Here is a 16,489-nt window from a genome sequence, read left to right as displayed (position 1 = left end):
GGAGCATGGAACAAGTCAACGAGATCACCCGTATCATCGCCCTGACCATGGGGGCGGCCTGGGCTGCCGGAATCAACCTCTATGCGGCCATCGCCACCCTGGGGATATTGAGCGTAACCGGCAACATGACCCTGCCGCCGGACCTGCAGGTGCTGGCCAATCCGATCGTCATCAGCGCCGCCTGCCTGATGTTTGCCGTGGAGTTCATCGCGGACAAAATGCCCGGCGTGGATACCGGCTGGGATACGATCCATACCTTTATCCGGATTCCGGCAGGTGCGTTGCTGGCCGCCGGTGCCGTGGGCGAGTTGAACCCCGCGGTGAGCCTGGCGGCCGCCCTTTTAGGCGGCACCCTGGCAGCCGGCACCCACGGCATGAAAGCCGGTTCCCGGCTGCTGATCAACACCTCCCCCGAACCCCTCACCAACTGGACCGCCTCCATCGTGGAGGATATCATGGTGATCGGCGGTATCTGGGCGGCGGTCAACCACCCCTGGCTGTTTTTCGTGCTGATGGCCATTTTCATCCTGCTGATGATCTGGCTGTTGCCCAAATTGTGGCGCGGCATCAAGATGCTGGCCGCAAAAATCAAGGCGCTGTTCACTCCGAGACAAGCCTCGCCGCCATTGAACAGAGAGGATTCGGGTATAACCGAATGACCCTGTTTATCACCCTGTTTGCAACCTCGTTCATGGTGGCCCTTTCCGGGGCCATCATGCCCGGCCCCCTGCTGACCGTGACCATCAGCGAGAGTTCCCGGCGCGGCCTGATGACCGGCCCGCTGCTCATCGCCGGCCATGCCCTTCTGGAACTGGCCCTGGTGGTGGCCCTGCTCATGGGCCTGGCACCGCTGCTGACATTGGAACCGGTGTTTATTTTCATCGCCCTGGCCGGGTCTGCCGTCCTTCTGTGGATGGGTGTGGGCATGCTGAAATCCCTGCCGGCCATGACCCTGGTTACCGATGGCAGCGGTTTGGGAGGAAGGAGCCTGATCCTGTCCGGCATCCTCATGAGCCTGGTCAATCCCTACTGGAGCATCTGGTGGGCCACCATCGGCCTGGGCTACATCCTCCACAGCATGAAGGCGGGCACCATGGGCGTGGTGGCCTTTTTCACCGGCCACATCCTGGGGGACCTGTTCTGGTATGCAGCGGTGTCGACCGCCATCTGGAAAGGCCGACGCCTGCTCTCCGACCGAGGATACCGAATTCTGATCGGCACCTGCGCCATCTTCCTGATTGTATTCTCCTGCCTGTTCGCCTGGTCCGGCATGCAAAAACTTTTCGTATAGCTGACCGCCACACGCCATTTCGGACCTGTTTTTTATTCCCGCACCGTCACGCCGGAGGTCCCGCCGGTCGGAAGGCATACCTGCGCGCCAACCGACTAACAAGGTTTGTCGCGCTGAAAACGGATGGGAATCAAACAAAAAGCGCAGCCGACCTGCTGGGCAGATATTTTTATTGCGCTTTCCTGTTGACGGCTATGTACTTTTTTATGTACATTTATACGTAACGGTTATTTTGAACGGTTGCGATCGACAGGAGCCGCCATGGAACAGTCCTTTTCCCACAAATGGGTTGTCATCCTCTTCTTTGGGGTCGTGGGAATCATCTTCACGATATCGATGATTTATCTGGCGGCCGGCAATGTGGCGCCGGACACCTATTGGGGGCGAAAAATGACGCTGCCAAAATCCGAAGGCACCGGATCCCTGCTCTCGACAGACAAGTATGTCCTTGAGCGAAACCTCGGCAGAACCATCGGTGACCGCACCTTTTTTTTCAGAGGCCGCCAAAACGACCACATCCTCTTTGGCGTGATCATACCCGAAATCGACCGGCAGTACCCCTACCCCTTCAAAATCAGCCTCCCCCAGGCAGGTAACGGCTTCGAAGTGGCCGGCATCTGGTTGGAAATCATCACCGTTCGTCCCAACTTTGTTAGTGTCAAGGTTATAAAATAGCCGGACAGCGTGGGAGGACCTCACCTAAACTGAATGGTCTGTCACCACTTCCCCTCCCCTGTATGCAACCCACCCGTCGCCGGCCTCAAACGGGTTACCGTTTCAACGCTATCGAGAGACCGCTTATCTGGGCCCAAACAACACCCGACTTTAGGAGTTAGCTATTATGGCCGATACTTTAATATGGTCTTGAAATGTGATACCTGTTGGTTCAGAAGGCAGCCGGTAGCATAGCAAATATTACACGATGGCAATTCGCACTTCCATAGCATCAGCCAACCGGTCAACTTGGGAGCACACCAAGAAAGGCTACCGCACCGTCCCAAAAGCGAACATCCTCGGATTCACCCTGATCGAAGTGATGGTATCCGTGTGCATCATCGGTGTGCTGTCCGCCATCGCCACGCCCTTTTACATCGGCTACCGGGAAAGGGCCCGCGTGGTTGTCGCCATCTCCGACATGAAAACCATCGAAACGGCCATCTTCAATTTCTTCAGCAATAATAGCGCCCTGCCGGACACGCTGGCCCAGGTTGGCCTGGACAACTTCCGTGATCCGTGGGGCAATCCCTATGCGTATCTCAGGATCGATGGTGGGGATGTCACAGGAAAAGGAAAGCAGCGCAAGGACCACTTCATGGTACCGGTCAACACGGATTTTGACTTATACAGCATGGGCAAGGATGGCGCGAGTACATCGCCGTTTACCGCCAAGGCCAGCCGGGACGATATTGTACGGGCCTATAACGGCGGTTTTTATGGCAAAGTCTCCGATATTTGATCTCCTGGAACAGGCAGGCAACCGATGAAATTGGAATTCAATGGTTTCAACAGCAGGCTGGCAAGGCGGATTTTTGCCACTTTCATCGCCTGTGCCATGATTCCCGTAATCCTCCTGGCCGTCCTCTCCCTCTATCAGGTTAGCGACCAGTTAAAGGCACAGGCCGACCAGCGTCTCCGCCGGGCCGCTAAAAGTCACGGGCTCTCGATTTACGAGCACCTCATGTTCTGCGAAGACGAGTTGAAACTGGTTGATCTTCGTACCCGCACAGATAGTGTCCCGCAACGGGAAAAGTTCATCGCCGTCGGCCGGCGGCTTCCCGACGGCCATTACGAAGCCATATTGGGCGATCCGATTCCCATCATCGAATTCAGTCCAGCGGAACAGGCCCACCTGAATAGCGGCAAGTCCCTGTTGGTTGTCTCCAGAGACGGCAACACCGACATTACTCTTGTCCGCTACGTTGATGCCGGAAGCGGTGCGCCGGTGATCCTCATGGGAACGATACGAGGCAACTATCTGTGGGGCATCGAAAAGGGAAACAACCTGCCGCCCCTATCTGAATTCGCAGTGGCAACCGAATCCGGTCTGCCTCTGTATCGCTCGTTCAATTGGCCCTCACCGTCTGAGGTGCTTAACACGCAGATGGCAGGACAGCAGGTCAGGATGCACCTGTCAGGTTCCGACTGGTTTGTCGCCAACTGGTCCCTATTTCTCAAACCCAAATTCGGTAGCGACAGCTGGTCCCTGTCCGTGCTTCAACCGGAAGCCCATGTGCTGGCCCCCATTGCCCGCTTCAAGCTCATTTTCATCCTGGTTGCGGTTCTGGCCCTGTTGATGGTTGTAGCAATGAGCCTTTTCAACCTTCGCCGTTCCCTGGAACCCATCGATTCCCTTAAAAATGGTGCACGGCGAATAGCAGATAAAGATTTCGATCACCGCGTACATGTCTCCAGCCGTGATGAGTTCCAGGAACTGGCGCAAAGCTTCAACACCATGTCCGGCCAGTTGGGACGGCAATTCCGTTTTTTGGCAACACGAGCGGAAATTGATCACGCAACCTTGTCAGGCAAGGACTTCGACCACATTGCCGGTCTGTCAATTGAACGCCTACTGAAAGATTTCAGCCTCAGACGGGTTGGCATCACCCGCGTCAATGCTGATGACCCAGAAGACGCACGGATATTTGTGGGTCATCGGGCGACGCCTGACTTTGTTCTGACCAGCCAGCCCCTCCATGTTTCTGAAAAACATCTAAGCCGATTTCACAGGGATCGGCCGTGGGTGATCGTGGATGACCCCACAGAAATTTCCCATTATCTGCCGGCTGACTTTCTCTCACCAGCCGGAACGGTTGTCTTCTTTCCCGTCTATATTACGGGAAAGCTGTTTGCCCTGCTGTCCGTTAGTTGCAGCTCGGGAGATTGTACCGATGAAGAGACCTTTTCGTTGGTTCGTCAGATCGCCGACCATCTGGCCGTGGCCTGGTCAAATGTCAACCTGATTTTAGAACTTCGGCGGTTAACCATCGGTTCCATACAGGCCCTGGCCCGCACCGTGGATGCCAAGTCGCCATGGACGGCCGGCCATTCGGCCCGGGTCATGCAGATATCCATGGACATTGGCCGCCACATGGGGTTACCTCGGAAAAGAATCGACCGCTTGGAACAGGCCGCCCTGCTGCACGACATCGGTAAAATCGGCATCTCGTCGGGAATTCTGAACAAACCAGGCCGATTGACGGGTAAAGAGTTCGACATCATCAAGTCGCACCCGGTCATCGGGGGCAATATTCTCACACCCATCCAAGCATTCAAGTCGATCATTCCCATGATCCGTCAGCACCACGAACACTGGGACGGAAAGGGGTATCCCGACGGCCTGTCTGGCGATGCTATTACACTGGAGGCACGCATCCTTGCCGTCGCCGACATATTCGACTCAATGACATCGGACCGGCCCTATCGAACGGGCATGGATCTGAAACGCGTCCTCTCCATTTTAAAATCCGAAGCCGGACGTCAGCTTGATCCCACCGTGGTGGAGGCGTTTATGGAATTGATCGAAAAAAAGTCCGAGCTGGCAGCATAAAACCGTTTGTCGGCTGGACAGCACCAAAGAAAATATGAAGCAAACCCCCTCCAAAAAATGCACACTGATCAATACGATTCGCGACTTCATGCTGCTTATTATCACAATCGTATTGATATACTGGCTTCTGGCCCCAGATAAAGAACGGCATTTTAACCCGGTCTCCATAGCCGACTTGCATGGGGTCTGGACCACCACCCACCCCAATTACCTGGATCGGTTTCTTCAATTTTCCAACCGGACGATCACCTTCGGTTGGGGGGAAGGGGGCGCTGGCGCCTATACAATCGACAAGCTTGACAGTGCCCCGGCGAAGAATGGCACAAGCGTCCACATCCGCTACGTTGACATGGATGGGACAGCCTATCGGCTCAGTTTTCACTACGTGGATCAGGGTGGTGGCACAATTTGGATGCAAAATCTAAAAGCGGTGTATTATCGAACAAGCGCTGAACCGACCTACGACTACCCTCTGCAATAACCGCTGGCCGTTGGCCCAAAGGATAAAATGATCATGACAGGCAATCCGGACAACCGAAGCAGGTAAACGCCATCATCGATCGTTTCAACACGGACGACCAAGAACTCAGGGAGAACGTAGAGCAGATGGCCGCAATCGTTACGCGGCTCAAAAAGCAAAATTTGCCGAATGAAACCGCGGAACTGGTCGACAGGCTATCTGAACCTGTTGAGGCATGCCGAAGGACCATAGCAGCCGGGTCTTACCCATCTCAGGAATAGCGACCCAATTCGCAGGCGGCCGCTCCGGCTTGTCCACTCCCGGTGCCGTGCATGCGCACGGATGCCGGCAACCGGCGCACCGCTTCTTCAGAAAACCCCCTCAGCAAGCGATTACCCTACCCTGTACCGGCGTGACCCATCGTTCAAACCGGATTCGCCGAGACTGCCCAGCTGCTCGTGAGCGGAAACGATCAGCCGCTCGGTAGCCTCCCAGTCGACGCACGCATCGGTAATGGAGACCCCGTATTCCATGGTTTCCAGATCACCCGTGTTCTTCTGATTTCCCGCCTTCAGGTTGCTTTCCAGCATCATTCCGATGATGCTCCCGTTACCGTCGATGCGCTGGTTGATCACATCCTGCCACACCGCTCCCTGAAGGCTGTGATTCTTCCTCGAATTGTCGTGGGAGCAGTCCACCAGGATCGCCCTGTTGAGTTCCCTGGCCTCGAGCAATGCCCGCGCTTCGTTGATGCTGACGGTATCGTAGTTGGGCCTGGATCCGCCGCGCAGCACGATGTGGGCGTGCGGGTTTCCGGTGGTGGTGACGATGCAGGTCTGGCCTTGCGGATCGATGCCCAGGAAATGCTGGGGCGAGGCAGCGGCGATCATGGCGTTGATGGCCGTGGACAGATCCCCGTCGGTGCAGTTCTTGAACCCCACGGGCATGGAAAGGCCGCTGGCCATCTCCCGGTGGGTCTGGGATTCGGTGGTGCGTGCACCGATAGCCGCCCAGCAGACCAGTCCGGCAATGTACTGGGGGACGATGGGGTCGAGCATCTCGGTGGCGGTGGGCAGCCCCATTTCCGTGATCTTAAGCAACAGGCTTCGTGCCCGCTGAAGCCCGGCATTGATGTCATAACTGCCGTTCAGCCAGGGATCGTTGATCAATCCTTTCCAGCCCACATTGGTGCGCGGCTTTTCAAAGTACACCCGCATCACCAGCAGCATGGTATCGGCAACGGTTTCACTCAGCGCTTTGAGCCGGCGGGCATAATCCAGGGCCGCCCGTTCGTCATGGATGGAGCAGGGGCCGGCGATCACCAGCAGCCGGGAGTCCCTTCCCTCCAGGATATTGGAGATGGCCCGACGCCCCTCCACGACCGTCCGGTGAGCCATGTCATTCAATGGAAGCTGTTCTTTCAACCGGTCTGGTGAAATGAGAGGATCGAACTTTTCCACGCGAATATCATACGTCTTTTCCATGCTGGTTCTCCTTTCCGGTAAAAAATTGTTTTTTACTGTCATCCGAAAACAAAGAAGCCGCAGGCGGTTTCGCCTGCGGCTTCTTGCTTAATCCTTGCTATCGGGGGTCAGCAGACCACAGGCGCACCTCGGCTATAATAAAAATAAAAGCCGAAATAAGTTGCGCGGGTGACTGCCGTTTTGTGCATGGCTGCGGTTACCTTTTCATTGGATACCTGAACCTTTAGCATAGGGCCCCAAAAGATGCAAACCCTAAGAAAAAGGCCGCCAGGATTGGCGGCCTTTTAAATTGGTGTCGGTCAACCTGCCGATCTCACCGAAGGCTTAGTCGCACAGTTCGAACAGGGCTGCGGCCCCCATGCCGCCGCCGATGCACATGGATTCGACACCGTATTTCACGCCTTTGCGCTGCATGTTGGCCAGCAGGGTGGCGCAAAGTTTGGCGCCGGTGCAGCCCAGGGGATGTCCCAGGGCGATGGCGCCGCCGTTGATGTTGATTTTGTCCATGCTGTCAACGAGGCCCAGTTCCCGGATACAGTACAGGGCCTGGGAGGCAAAGGCTTCGTTGATTTCCCACAAGCCGATATCGCTGGGTTTCATTCCGGCCAGGTCCAGCAGTTTGGGAATGGCATAGCGGGGCCCCACTCCCATTTCGTCCGGCTCACAGCCTACAGTGGTGTACATCTTCAGCTTGGCAATGGGTTTCAGTCCATATTTTTTGACCGCTTCTTCGCTGGCAATGATGGTTGCGGCTGCGCCGTCAGTCGTCTGGGAGGAGTTGCCGGCGGTGACCGACCCGTTGACGGCAAACACGGCACGCAGCTTGGCCAGCCCCTCTTTGGTCGTCGTGGCCCGGACGCCGTCATCGAAATCCTGGAGAAAGGTTTCCTTCTTGTAGGTGCCGTTGTCCTGAAGTACATACTTGGCGGCCGGTGTGGGCACGATCTCGGTATACAGCCCTTCTTTCTGGGCCTTGACGGCCTTCATCTGAGATTCGTAGGCAAAGGCATCCTGGTCTTCACGGGTTATATTGTACCGGTTGGCCACATTTTCGGCCGTGATGCCCATGGACGCGTACAGGTCGGCGTGGGCCCGTGAATGTTCGGGATGAGGGCGGGGCAGGTTGCCGCCCATGGGCACATAGGTCATGGATTCGACGCCGCCCCCCATGGTCATTTCGGACCAGCCGGCCATGACCCGCAATGATGACAGGGCGATGGCTTCCAGTCCCGAGGAGCAGAACCGGTTGACCGTCGCACCGGACACGGTGACCGGGAAACCGGCGATCTGGGTGGCCAGTCGACCGATGTTCAACCCCTGTTCCGCCTCGGGGAAAGAGCAGCCGATCATGACATCGTCAAAGTCTTTGGGTTCTATCTTTCCGGTTTTTTCGACGGCGGCCTTCATGATGAAGGAGAGCAGGTCTTCCGGCCGGGTATCTTTCAGGGCCCCTTTGCCTCTGCGGCAGCCGGGGGTCCTGACGGACGTTACGATATATGCATCTCTCATGGGTATTCCTCCTTTACGATAAGGCAATCGGATCGATTAGTTTCTCAAGGGCTTGCCGGTGGTCAGCATGTGATCGACCCGGGCAACGGTCTTTTCCTGTTTCCAGAAATCGATGAACGCCTCTCTTTCCAGGTTGAGGATAATCTCTTCGTCAATGGCGCTGTTGGTACGCACATCGCCGCCGCTGATGACATAGGCGATCCGTTTGGCCAGGAACACGTCGTATTCGCTGACATATTTGGCCGACTGCATGTTGAACAGCTCGGCATCGATCATGCCCTGGGCCGCCGCGCCGAAAACCTTGATGGGCCGTTTGACCGGCGGTGCGTAGCCCTCGTCAACCATCTTGAGAACCTCTTTCTTGGCTTCGCCGATGAGGTAATCCCGGTTGAACACGATGCGATCCCGGGGGCCGAGGAATCCATTGGCCCGCGCTTCGGCGGCGGACATGGAAACCTTGGCCATGGCGATGGCCATGAAGGTGGGAATAAAAAATTTGGCCAGATCCACATCGGTCACCGGTCCGGGAATGCTGCAGGTCATCTTGCGCCACAGGTTCAGGCATCCGCCGCCGCCGGGCAGCAGGCCCACACCGATTTCAACCAGTCCCATGTAGAGTTCGCTGTGGGCGACAATCTTGTCCGCCGCACCCAGGCAGACCTCACAACCGCCGCCCAGAGTCAGGCCATAGGGCGCTGCCACCACCGGAAAACTGGCATAGCGAACCTTCTGCATACCGCTCTGGCCTTTTTTGAGAAACGCGTCGATTTCGGCATATTTTCCGGCTTTGGCCAGTCCGGCCATGAAAGCCAGGTCCGCGCCGGCGGAGAATGCGCCGGGCATGCCGCCAGCCTGGTTGCCGATCACCAGACCGGTTCCGTTGGCATCCACGTAATCCAGAGTTTCGGCCATGAAGTCGACAATTTCACCGTTGAGGGCATTCATCTTGGTGTGAAATTCCAGGCAGAAAACATCGTCGCCGATGTCCACCAGGGAGGCTGATTTACACGTTTTAACGGTCTTATCGTCAGCCTTGAGTCCGGCCAGGGAGATGATATTATCGCTGATCTTGACCGCCTGGTAGCTGCCGGAGGCCAGATCGTAAAAATAGAGTTTGCCGTTTTCCAGTTTGTAGAAACTGTCGTTGCCGGCCGCCAGCATGGCTTTGACGGATTCGGGAACGGGCATTCCATCGGATTCCATTTTTTCGACGGATTTCTTCACGCCGATGGCGTCCCAGGTTTGAAAGGGCCCCATCTCGAAGTTGAAGCCCCAGCGCATGGCGTTGTCGATCTCCACGATGGTGTCGGAAATTTCCGGGATCCGATTGGCCGCGTAAATCAGGTTGGATGCAATGGCCTTCCATGCGAATTGGGCACCCTTGTCGTCACCGTATACAACGGCTTTCATCTTTTCCGGCAGGGATTTGGCAGCCTTTGCGGCAGCCAGGCAGGGCAGTTCCACCTTGCCATATTCGGCATGGGTAAGGGTGGCCGGATCGATGACCGTACGGATTTTTTTCCATTCCGGGGTCAGATCGGTCTTGTAAAAACCGACGTTGGTCTTTTTCCCGAGCATCTTTTCCTCGATCATCTTGCCCACGAAGGCAGGCATGACGAAATCGTCCCGGGCCTCGTCGTCGGCAACCAGGTCGTAGGTGTTTTTGGCCACGTGAAAAAGTGTATCCAGGCCCACCAGGTCGGCGGTCTTGAACATGGCGGTTTTCGGGCGGCCCATGGCCGGTCCGAAAAGGGCATCCACTTCGGGGATGGTCAAACCGTCTTCGAGCATCAGCTGCATGGTTTTGACCATGCCCTGGACGCCGATGCGGTTGCCCACGAAGTTGGGCGTGTCCTTGGCCCAGACGATGCCTTTTCCCAGAACCCGCTCGCCGTAATCCGCCATGAAAGCAAGCACGTCGGAAAGGGTGTCTTCACCAGGAATGATTTCCAGCAATTTCATATAACGGACCGGATTAAAAAAATGGGTGCCCAGAAAATGCTGCTTGAACTCGTCGCTCAATCCCTCGCTCATACTCTTCAGCGGAATGCCGGAGGTGTTGGAAGAAACGATGGAACCGGGTTTTCTGACCGGTTCGATGCGCTTGAGCAGATCCTGTTTGATCTTCAGGTTCTCGACCACCACTTCAACGATCCAGTCACATTCGGCCAACTTGTCAAAATCGTCTTCCAGGTTGCCGATGCTGAGCAAATCCGCGTCCGTGGGATGCATGAGCAATGCCGGTCGGGACATGAGCACCGTATCCAAGCCAGCCTTGGCGATTCTGTTTCGGGCCACCGGGTCGCTCTTTTCTTCTTCTTTCAGATCAAACGGAACGATGTCCAGCAGCAGCGTCTTCACACCGGCACTGGCCAGAAGCGCGGCGATGCCGCCGCCCATCACGCCACTACCGATGACCGCAGCCTTCCTGATTTTCCTGGTCATAATACCCTCCTGCAATTTTAAGTTGCACCTGTTTAGGTCGTTTACCACGTTGAACGCATACGTCAAATTGGGGGTGGTCTCCGGCGCCGCCTGAGACCGGTTTTGCCACATAATGGCCGGCACCGGAGACGACCCGGGATTCGCTCTCCCCTGCCCGGTTCACACAAGATCCCGGACACAATGCTGGATTCTGGATACAGTTATGGACTTTGTTAATTACCAAGGCCTCGATGAATCCGGACAAGGGGAAGCGAAACTGAAACCGATTATGAATGAACGCTCATTCATTTATCAGAGGAAGAAAGCGGCTGTCAACCCCAAAACGACACCAATCTCGCCGGTCGCAAATGAAATGGTGTTATATCAGTAGGACAGGTCAATAAATGGTGCCTTGACCATCATATTTCCAATTCTGCAAAGAGGAACGGGGTCGGAATCAGACGAATGAATAAAAATTCATTATCCCCAATTGGGCGTCCGGCAACCCATCGGGTTGCATCGCCCGCGTATGACCGGGGTTACAGAAGCGGCCCTCTTTCAAAACCATCGACGATGGCCAGGCAAGTCAACTCGTGTCCAGCGGACGGAACCGTTGGACAGCCAGGATTCCATTTTTTAAAATTGATGAATGAATATTCAGTCAGGGTATCGGTTTTCCGTCGGCGAAGGCCGGTTCATGCAGGGGCAAAAGGATATCGGCCTCTTTTTTGATCCGCAACATGATATCGTAGGCGTCATAGGCGTTCACATGGGTACCGGGAGGCACCACCGCCATTTCCATGGCCCGGATCTGCTGCGGTGGAAAAAAATTCTCGTTGATCACGCAAAAACCGGTGATGGCCGCCGTGCCGTCAGCCGTCTCCACCATTACGGTCAACCCCCCTTCGGTGTGGGCGGGCGTATGCAGGACCCGGATGCCATCGGCAATCTGTTCACCGCCTTCCACCAGTCGGATCTGACCCCTTTCTTCCACCTCTTCGATATAATCTTCCACGTACCTGAAATCCAGGGGGTGAGGATCGTGAATGCGTGCCATTTCTTTCGGGTGGACGAAAAATTCGGCATGGGTGCATTTGTAGTCGTTTTCACAATGATCGTTGTGCAGGTGGGTGTGGATGACCGTATCGATTTGCTCCGGCGCCAGGCCGTGCCGGGCCAGCCCGGTTTCGAAGGTATAAATCGGCCCGCCGATGGCCCGCTCGCGATCGCTGGATTGCACCGGGTGCATCTCGCCGGTATCCACGATGATGGTGCGCTCCCCTCCTTCCAGGTACCAGCAGTATATGGGAATGGTATAGGGCGTTCCGTAATCGTGTTGATATGTCATCATGCCCTTATCGAACTGCTTGGTACCCATAACGATGGGATGAATGCGGTATGTTGTCATCGGTCGGTCTCCTTGGTCGTTGGAAAAGACAGTGGAAAAAAGAACAGGGCGACATCTTAGCAGTGCATGGCAGTTTAATTTTAGGGCATATGCTTTTTCTGGTCAATGGTTTTGGCGGGCGTGCCTTTCCCGAGTTGACAGCGCTTCCCGGGCCCCCTATACAAGAGCCCCAAGACAGGTATGGTGGGACTATTGAAGTCATGACGGCCCATTTGCCGTCACGAATCCAATCTTTAAGGCAAATGTCCGTTGCCAAAGGACACCCGAAGGCCGGGATCGGTTTTCATTCCTAAACCTGCCGCATGCCTTCATTTGACATTCAATGACGGGGTCACAAGTTTAAGATACCCGTATCCACAAGAGACGCAGCTGATCGTTGGAGCTGACGATATGAGGATGGCTAAATGGCGAAAGAAAACGACATCGTATTGATCCATTTTGAAGATCAACCCCTGGGGTTTGCCCGAGTTGAAGAGATTCTTCCCGACAACAAACCGGATTGGTATCATGTGAAGTTGCTGATGCTTCAGGTTCCGCTGCAGGTGGTCACTTGGATTTTGCGGGATCGGTATATCATGGGTGACGAGTTTACCATGAACGGCAAACGCATGCGCCTGGAGCGGATTGTCTGCCCGGAAACCGTTCCGGACGGGAATGAACGCCCCGAAAACGGCCCAGAGTCGGTCTCACCCCCTGCCGACGGCAAGGCCACGGTCATCAGCCTGGCCGACAAGTTGAAGCGATAAGCCTTCACCCTTTGGTCGACAATGAAACACGAACCGAAGCAAATCCTGTCCGTATCGAGGCGCACGGACATTCCCGCGTTTTATATGCCCTGGTTCATGGACCGGGTATCCCGCGGGGTTGTCGAGGTGGTCAATCCATTCAACCGAAAAGTCAGGCAGGTGGCCGTCACACCGAAAAGGATTCACACCATGGTGTTCTGGTCCAAAAACTTCGGGCCCTTCCTGGAAAACGGATACGGAGAGCGGCTCCAGGCCATGGGGTACCACCTGTTTTTCAATTTCACCGTCAATTCACGATCCCCGGACCTCGAACCGGAGGTTCCGGCACTCGACGGGCGACTGGATCAGCTCCGACAGCTTTGCCGCCGGTTTGGCGCCGCGTCGGTCCAGTGGCGCTTCGACCCCATCTGCCACTTCACCCGGCAGGGGGGCAGTATCGAAACCAATCTCGATGATTTTGAAACCATTGCCGCCAGCGCCGGAAAATGCGGGATCGGCACCTGCACCACCAGTTTCATGGATCACTATCGCAAAATTGAGCGGCGAGTCCGCGACAGACTGACCTTTGTTGAACCGTCACCGGCCGAACGCGTGAGGATTCTCGAAAACATGGAACAGACCCTGCGCCCATTGGGCATCCAACTGACCCTGTGTTGTGAAAAAGACACCCTGGAGCAACTTCCCCAAAAATCTGCCGTCAGCGCCGGGGCATGTATTTCGGGACGGCGGATCATGGCGGTTCACGGCGGCAGGGTATCCCTTCGACAGGATTCCGGCCAGCGAAAATCGGCGGGTTGCGGCTGCACCGTTTCCGTGGATGTCGGGTCTTACAGCCTTCACCCCTGCCGCCATAACTGCCTGTTCTGTTATGCCAACCCCGCCTGCGACGGGAGGCGCGTCGAATGAAAATCGGAACCGTTGAAACCAGTAATTTCACCGTTCTGGCGCCACTTGCGGGCATCACCAACCTGCCCATGCGACTGCTGGCCAAAAGCGCCGGCTGCGGCCTGGTCTGCTCGGAAATGATCAGTTCCAACGGTCTGGTGTATGGCTCCGGAAAAACCGTGACGCTGCTGGACAGCATCCCTGATGAAAAGCCCCTCTCGGTGCAGATTTTCGGTTCCGATCCACAGATCATGGCCGATGCGGCCCGGATTGTTCAGGATTCCGGTGCCGACATCGTGGACATCAATTTCGGCTGCTCGGTCAAAAAAATCCTGAAAAGCAACTCGGGTTCAGCCCTGATGAAAGACCCGGTGCTGGCCCGCCGGATTCTCGAATCGGTTCGTCAGGCGATAACCATCCCGCTGACGATCAAAATCCGGACCGGATGGGAGCCGACCGGCAAGCAGGCCATGGAAATTGCACGGCTGGCCCAGGATTGTGGTGTCGATGCCATCACCGTTCATCCGCGCACGGCCACACAGGGATTTCGGGGAGAGGCGGACTGGTCGGTCATCCGGGCGATCAAAAAAGTCCTGAAACTTCCCGTCATTGGCAACGGGGATGTAACCACACCGGCGGACGCCCTGCGCATGCGGCATGAAACCGGCTGCGACGGGGTGATGGTGGGGAGGGCCGCCATCGGAAATCCCATGATCTTCGCTGAGATCCTGGCGGCAGCCCGGGGCCTGCCGGCGACCGCAATGAATGATGGCCGACGCATCGACATGATGCTCGGCTACCTGCGGGATTCGGTGCACTACCTCGGGGAAAAAACGGCCTGCCGCATGATGCGCAGTCGCCTGTGCTGGTTTGTAAAAGGCATGCGCAACGCCGGCCAGTTCCGCAACGCGATCCGTTTTATCGCCTCGGAACAGGAGGCCGCCGACCTGATTCGGCGATACGCGGATTCGATTTCAGCCTGCACGGAGAACTGACCCCGGAGACCACAGGCCCGGCGAGAGACACACGCTCGGTTGGAGCCCCTCTTAAGATAGCCGATATCAAGGCCTGCGGGCCGCGAAAGCGAGATCGAGCGATCGAATGTAAAACCGCTGGAGATCCTTACGGCGAACATTGATGGTCCATCCCGGGAATACCGCTGTCGCGGGAGCCTCAGGCAATGTACCGGCGGTGCCCCGCAGTGACGAGGGATGACCCGTAACGCGGATATCGTTTTTTTACGAACCCGTCATCTATTGACCCGGAACCAGGATACTGCCGACCGGGGGAACCGCTCCGGTTTCGGTGACGCCCGCCGCCTGCCTCGGGCCCACCCGGCCGATGGAGATATCGCCTATTTTTGCACCCGGTACGATATAACGCTGCCCGTCCAGGCCGGTCAGCACACGGCTGCCATCCAGCACCGTGAACCGGTCTCCGGCCTGGATGCCCGCCTCGGCGCCGACCTGAATAATACAGGCCCCGTCTTCAATCGAATGTACAGACGCGCGCCAACTGCTATCGCTGATGGCATCACCCATCCGTTCACCCAGCGCTTCGCCCATCTCCTCGGCGACTTCAACCAGATCGGGCACCTGGAGTTCCTGCCCCTCTCGAATCAACCCCGCTTCGTACTCGTCGATATCGACTTCATCGGTCAAAATCCCCAGGGCCAGCCGGGCACCGGTAATGCCATCATATATTGCGGCAGCGGTTTGAATCTGCAGGCTGTAGGCCACATCCTTGAAAATCCAGAACCCCGTGTCCCGCTTTCGGACCCGGATATCAAGCAGCAAGGGACTGACCACAGCGTTCATGCCTTCCGCCCGGACCAGCCCGGAGAGGGTGAAAACATCCAGGTCCCCGTTGGCAAGTCGAGGCGGATTCCATAAAAAAGGCGGTGCCCCGGCTTTACCCGGCACGTCCAGCAACGCACCGGAAGCGGTCGATTCCATGCTGGACAGGAACACGGTCATAAACGGCAAGGCCACCTGATCACTGGTAAAGCGGGTGGTATTTAAAAGGGCCATCACGCCGACTGTTTTACGGTAACCGCTGCCGCCGGTAAAATCGCGAATGGTCTTCTGGTCAGCCGGCCGGTAGGACGTGGAGGTACCGCATCCGCAGACCAGAATGGGCACAAGCAACAACAGCAGTTTTGTTTTAAGCCCGGAAACAGCAATCATGAAGCGGCCTCGTATCGGGCGCAAACGTTGGTGGTCAAGCCGCCCCGTGATGTGAATTGCCCGGTCACTTCCATCATCTTGGGTTTGAGAACCAGCACCAAATCGTCGAGGATACGGTTGGACACATGTTCGTAAAACATCCCCACGTTGCGATATTGAAGCAGGTAATATTTCAACGACTTCAGTTCAACGATAAACTGGTCGGGCGTATAGCGGATGTTGATGGTGCCGAAATCCGGCAGTCCGGTCATGGGACAGACCGAGGTAAATTCAGGTTGAGCGATGGTGATGACGATATCCCGCTTGCCCTGATAATGGTATTCGATGGGATCAAGCACATCGGTCGTGACGATATCCGGCTTGTCCACCGTGTAACGAACGGTATGGTCATATGATTTCATGGGTCTCTCCGGTGGTTTTCTGTTGGGCTCTTTATTAGAGGATCGTGCAAAGCGTGTCAAACGTTCTGCTGTCCCCGGCCTTTCGGGGGGCAGGCCACCCGATCCCGAAGCCCTGGTTGACTTCCAGGCACTTTCCTGTTAACAGTTG

The 16,489-nt window shown here is 56.2% G+C and carries 16 protein-coding genes; 10 read left to right on the top strand and 6 right to left on the bottom strand.

The features are described from left to right. The first annotated feature begins 5 nt into the window (after nucleotides 1–5). From DSCA_RS21995 to DSCA_RS21970, 6 genes are all read left to right on the top strand, one after another. On the top strand, nucleotides 6–659 hold the full coding sequence (locus tag DSCA_RS21995) for a DUF4126 domain-containing protein (RefSeq protein ID WP_155318484.1): 654 nt from the start codon (nucleotides 6–8) through the stop codon (nucleotides 657–659). Beyond that, on the top strand, nucleotides 656–1,291 hold the full coding sequence (locus tag DSCA_RS21990) for a LysE family transporter (RefSeq protein ID WP_155318483.1): 636 nt from the start codon (nucleotides 656–658) through the stop codon (nucleotides 1,289–1,291). The genes DSCA_RS21995 and DSCA_RS21990 overlap by 4 nt, the downstream gene beginning before the upstream one ends. 261 nt (nucleotides 1,292–1,552) lie before the next feature. Further along, nucleotides 1,553–1,966, top strand: a complete 414-nt coding sequence (locus DSCA_RS21985; protein WP_155318482.1) for a hypothetical protein — start codon at nucleotides 1,553–1,555, stop codon at nucleotides 1,964–1,966. A gap of 247 nt (nucleotides 1,967–2,213) precedes the next feature. Beyond that, on the top strand, nucleotides 2,214–2,747 hold the full coding sequence (locus DSCA_RS21980; protein ID WP_155318481.1) for a prepilin-type N-terminal cleavage/methylation domain-containing protein: 534 nt from the start codon (nucleotides 2,214–2,216) through the stop codon (nucleotides 2,745–2,747). A 24-nt stretch (nucleotides 2,748–2,771) separates the two neighbouring features. Then, nucleotides 2,772–4,838, top strand: a complete 2,067-nt coding sequence (locus tag DSCA_RS21975; RefSeq protein ID WP_155318480.1) for an HD domain-containing phosphohydrolase — start codon at nucleotides 2,772–2,774, stop codon at nucleotides 4,836–4,838. A 34-nt stretch (nucleotides 4,839–4,872) separates the two neighbouring features. Beyond that, nucleotides 4,873–5,319: a hypothetical protein gene (locus tag DSCA_RS21970; RefSeq protein WP_155318479.1), complete on the top strand. Its 447-nt coding sequence runs from the start codon at nucleotides 4,873–4,875 to the stop codon at nucleotides 5,317–5,319. Nucleotides 5,320–5,690: 371 nt separating this feature from the next. Here DSCA_RS21970 and DSCA_RS21965 read toward each other — a convergent pair whose 3' ends face one another. The 3 genes from DSCA_RS21965 to DSCA_RS21955 all read right to left on the bottom strand — a co-directional run bounded on the left by DSCA_RS21965 (nucleotide 5,691) and on the right by DSCA_RS21955 (nucleotide 10,736). Further along, nucleotides 5,691–6,782, bottom strand: a complete 1,092-nt coding sequence (locus tag DSCA_RS21965) for a 3-deoxy-7-phosphoheptulonate synthase (protein ID WP_155318478.1) — start codon at nucleotides 6,780–6,782, stop codon at nucleotides 5,691–5,693. A 324-nt stretch (nucleotides 6,783–7,106) separates the two neighbouring features. After that, on the bottom strand, nucleotides 7,107–8,291 hold the full coding sequence (locus DSCA_RS21960; RefSeq protein WP_155318477.1) for a thiolase family protein: 1,185 nt from the start codon (nucleotides 8,289–8,291) through the stop codon (nucleotides 7,107–7,109). A gap of 36 nt (nucleotides 8,292–8,327) precedes the next feature. Continuing rightward, on the bottom strand, nucleotides 8,328–10,736 hold the full coding sequence (locus tag DSCA_RS21955; RefSeq protein WP_155318476.1) for a 3-hydroxyacyl-CoA dehydrogenase/enoyl-CoA hydratase family protein: 2,409 nt from the start codon (nucleotides 10,734–10,736) through the stop codon (nucleotides 8,328–8,330). Nucleotides 10,737–10,938: 202 nt separating this feature from the next. Here DSCA_RS21955 and DSCA_RS21950 point away from each other — a divergent pair, with 202 nt between their 5' ends. After that, on the top strand, nucleotides 10,939–11,106 hold the full coding sequence (locus tag DSCA_RS21950) for a hypothetical protein (protein ID WP_155318475.1): 168 nt from the start codon (nucleotides 10,939–10,941) through the stop codon (nucleotides 11,104–11,106). A gap of 270 nt (nucleotides 11,107–11,376) precedes the next feature. Here the strand turns inward: DSCA_RS21950 and DSCA_RS21945 are convergent, their stop codons facing one another. Continuing rightward, nucleotides 11,377–12,123 (bottom strand): N-acyl homoserine lactonase family protein, encoded by a 747-nt coding sequence (locus DSCA_RS21945; RefSeq protein ID WP_155318474.1) that lies wholly within the window; start codon nucleotides 12,121–12,123, stop codon nucleotides 11,377–11,379. 404 nt (nucleotides 12,124–12,527) lie between these two features. Here DSCA_RS21945 and DSCA_RS21940 point away from each other — a divergent pair, with 404 nt between their 5' ends. The 3 genes from DSCA_RS21940 to dusB are packed head-to-tail and all read left to right on the top strand — an operon-like array spanning nucleotide 12,528 to nucleotide 14,749. Beyond that, on the top strand, nucleotides 12,528–12,869 hold the full coding sequence (locus tag DSCA_RS21940; protein ID WP_155318473.1) for a hypothetical protein: 342 nt from the start codon (nucleotides 12,528–12,530) through the stop codon (nucleotides 12,867–12,869). A gap of 21 nt (nucleotides 12,870–12,890) precedes the next feature. Beyond that, nucleotides 12,891–13,775 carry a DUF1848 domain-containing protein gene (locus DSCA_RS21935; RefSeq protein WP_155318472.1) on the top strand — a complete coding sequence of 295 codons (885 nt, stop codon included), beginning with the start codon at nucleotides 12,891–12,893 and terminating at the stop codon, nucleotides 13,773–13,775. Further along, nucleotides 13,772–14,749: a tRNA dihydrouridine synthase DusB gene (gene dusB / locus DSCA_RS21930; protein ID WP_155318471.1), complete on the top strand. Its 978-nt coding sequence runs from the start codon at nucleotides 13,772–13,774 to the stop codon at nucleotides 14,747–14,749. Before DSCA_RS21935 ends, dusB begins: the two co-directional genes overlap by 4 nt. 258 nt (nucleotides 14,750–15,007) lie before the next feature. Here dusB and DSCA_RS21925 read toward each other — a convergent pair whose 3' ends face one another. Together DSCA_RS21925 and queF are read right to left on the bottom strand one after the other, a co-directional pair. After that, on the bottom strand, nucleotides 15,008–15,940 hold the full coding sequence (locus tag DSCA_RS21925; RefSeq protein WP_155318470.1) for a hypothetical protein: 933 nt from the start codon (nucleotides 15,938–15,940) through the stop codon (nucleotides 15,008–15,010). After that, nucleotides 15,937–16,341 carry a preQ(1) synthase gene (gene queF / locus DSCA_RS21920; protein WP_231716243.1) on the bottom strand — a complete coding sequence of 135 codons (405 nt, stop codon included), beginning with the start codon at nucleotides 16,339–16,341 and terminating at the stop codon, nucleotides 15,937–15,939. The genes DSCA_RS21925 and queF overlap by 4 nt, the downstream gene beginning before the upstream one ends. Nucleotides 16,342–16,489 lie beyond the last annotated feature (148 nt).

Source organism: Desulfosarcina alkanivorans (genome assembly GCF_009688945.1).
Classification (GTDB): Bacteria; Desulfobacterota; Desulfobacteria; order Desulfobacterales; family Desulfosarcinaceae; genus Desulfosarcina; species Desulfosarcina alkanivorans.
The sequence above is the reverse complement of the archived record's forward strand: the minus strand, read 5'-3'. Positions and strand labels throughout refer to the sequence as shown.

Excerpts from the sequence above, each read along its gene's own strand:
- DSCA_RS21935 (WP_155318472.1), top strand. The coding sequence starts at position 12,891 with ATGAAACACGAACCGAAGCAAATCCTGTCCGTATCGAGGCGCACGGAC.
- DSCA_RS21995 (WP_155318484.1), top strand. The coding sequence starts at position 6 with ATGGAACAAGTCAACGAGATCACCCGTATCATCGCCCTGACCATGGGG.
- DSCA_RS21975 (WP_155318480.1), top strand. The coding sequence starts at position 2,772 with ATGAAATTGGAATTCAATGGTTTCAACAGCAGGCTGGCAAGGCGGATT.
- DSCA_RS21925 (WP_155318470.1), bottom strand. The coding sequence starts at position 15,940 with ATGATTGCTGTTTCCGGGCTTAAAACAAAACTGCTGTTGTTGCTTGTG.
- DSCA_RS21990 (WP_155318483.1), top strand. The coding sequence starts at position 656 with ATGACCCTGTTTATCACCCTGTTTGCAACCTCGTTCATGGTGGCCCTT.
- DSCA_RS21960 (WP_155318477.1), bottom strand. The coding sequence starts at position 8,291 with ATGAGAGATGCATATATCGTAACGTCCGTCAGGACCCCCGGCTGCCGC.
- dusB (WP_155318471.1), top strand. The coding sequence starts at position 13,772 with ATGAAAATCGGAACCGTTGAAACCAGTAATTTCACCGTTCTGGCGCCA.
- DSCA_RS21980 (WP_155318481.1), top strand. The coding sequence starts at position 2,214 with ATGGCAATTCGCACTTCCATAGCATCAGCCAACCGGTCAACTTGGGAG.
- queF (WP_231716243.1), bottom strand. The coding sequence starts at position 16,341 with ATGAAATCATATGACCATACCGTTCGTTACACGGTGGACAAGCCGGAT.
- DSCA_RS21940 (WP_155318473.1), top strand. The coding sequence starts at position 12,528 with ATGGCGAAAGAAAACGACATCGTATTGATCCATTTTGAAGATCAACCC.
- DSCA_RS21950 (WP_155318475.1), top strand. The coding sequence starts at position 10,939 with ATGGACTTTGTTAATTACCAAGGCCTCGATGAATCCGGACAAGGGGAA.
- DSCA_RS21965 (WP_155318478.1), bottom strand. The coding sequence starts at position 6,782 with ATGGAAAAGACGTATGATATTCGCGTGGAAAAGTTCGATCCTCTCATT.
- DSCA_RS21985 (WP_155318482.1), top strand. The coding sequence starts at position 1,553 with ATGGAACAGTCCTTTTCCCACAAATGGGTTGTCATCCTCTTCTTTGGG.
- DSCA_RS21970 (WP_155318479.1), top strand. The coding sequence starts at position 4,873 with ATGAAGCAAACCCCCTCCAAAAAATGCACACTGATCAATACGATTCGC.
- DSCA_RS21955 (WP_155318476.1), bottom strand. The coding sequence starts at position 10,736 with ATGACCAGGAAAATCAGGAAGGCTGCGGTCATCGGTAGTGGCGTGATG.
- DSCA_RS21945 (WP_155318474.1), bottom strand. The coding sequence starts at position 12,123 with ATGACAACATACCGCATTCATCCCATCGTTATGGGTACCAAGCAGTTC.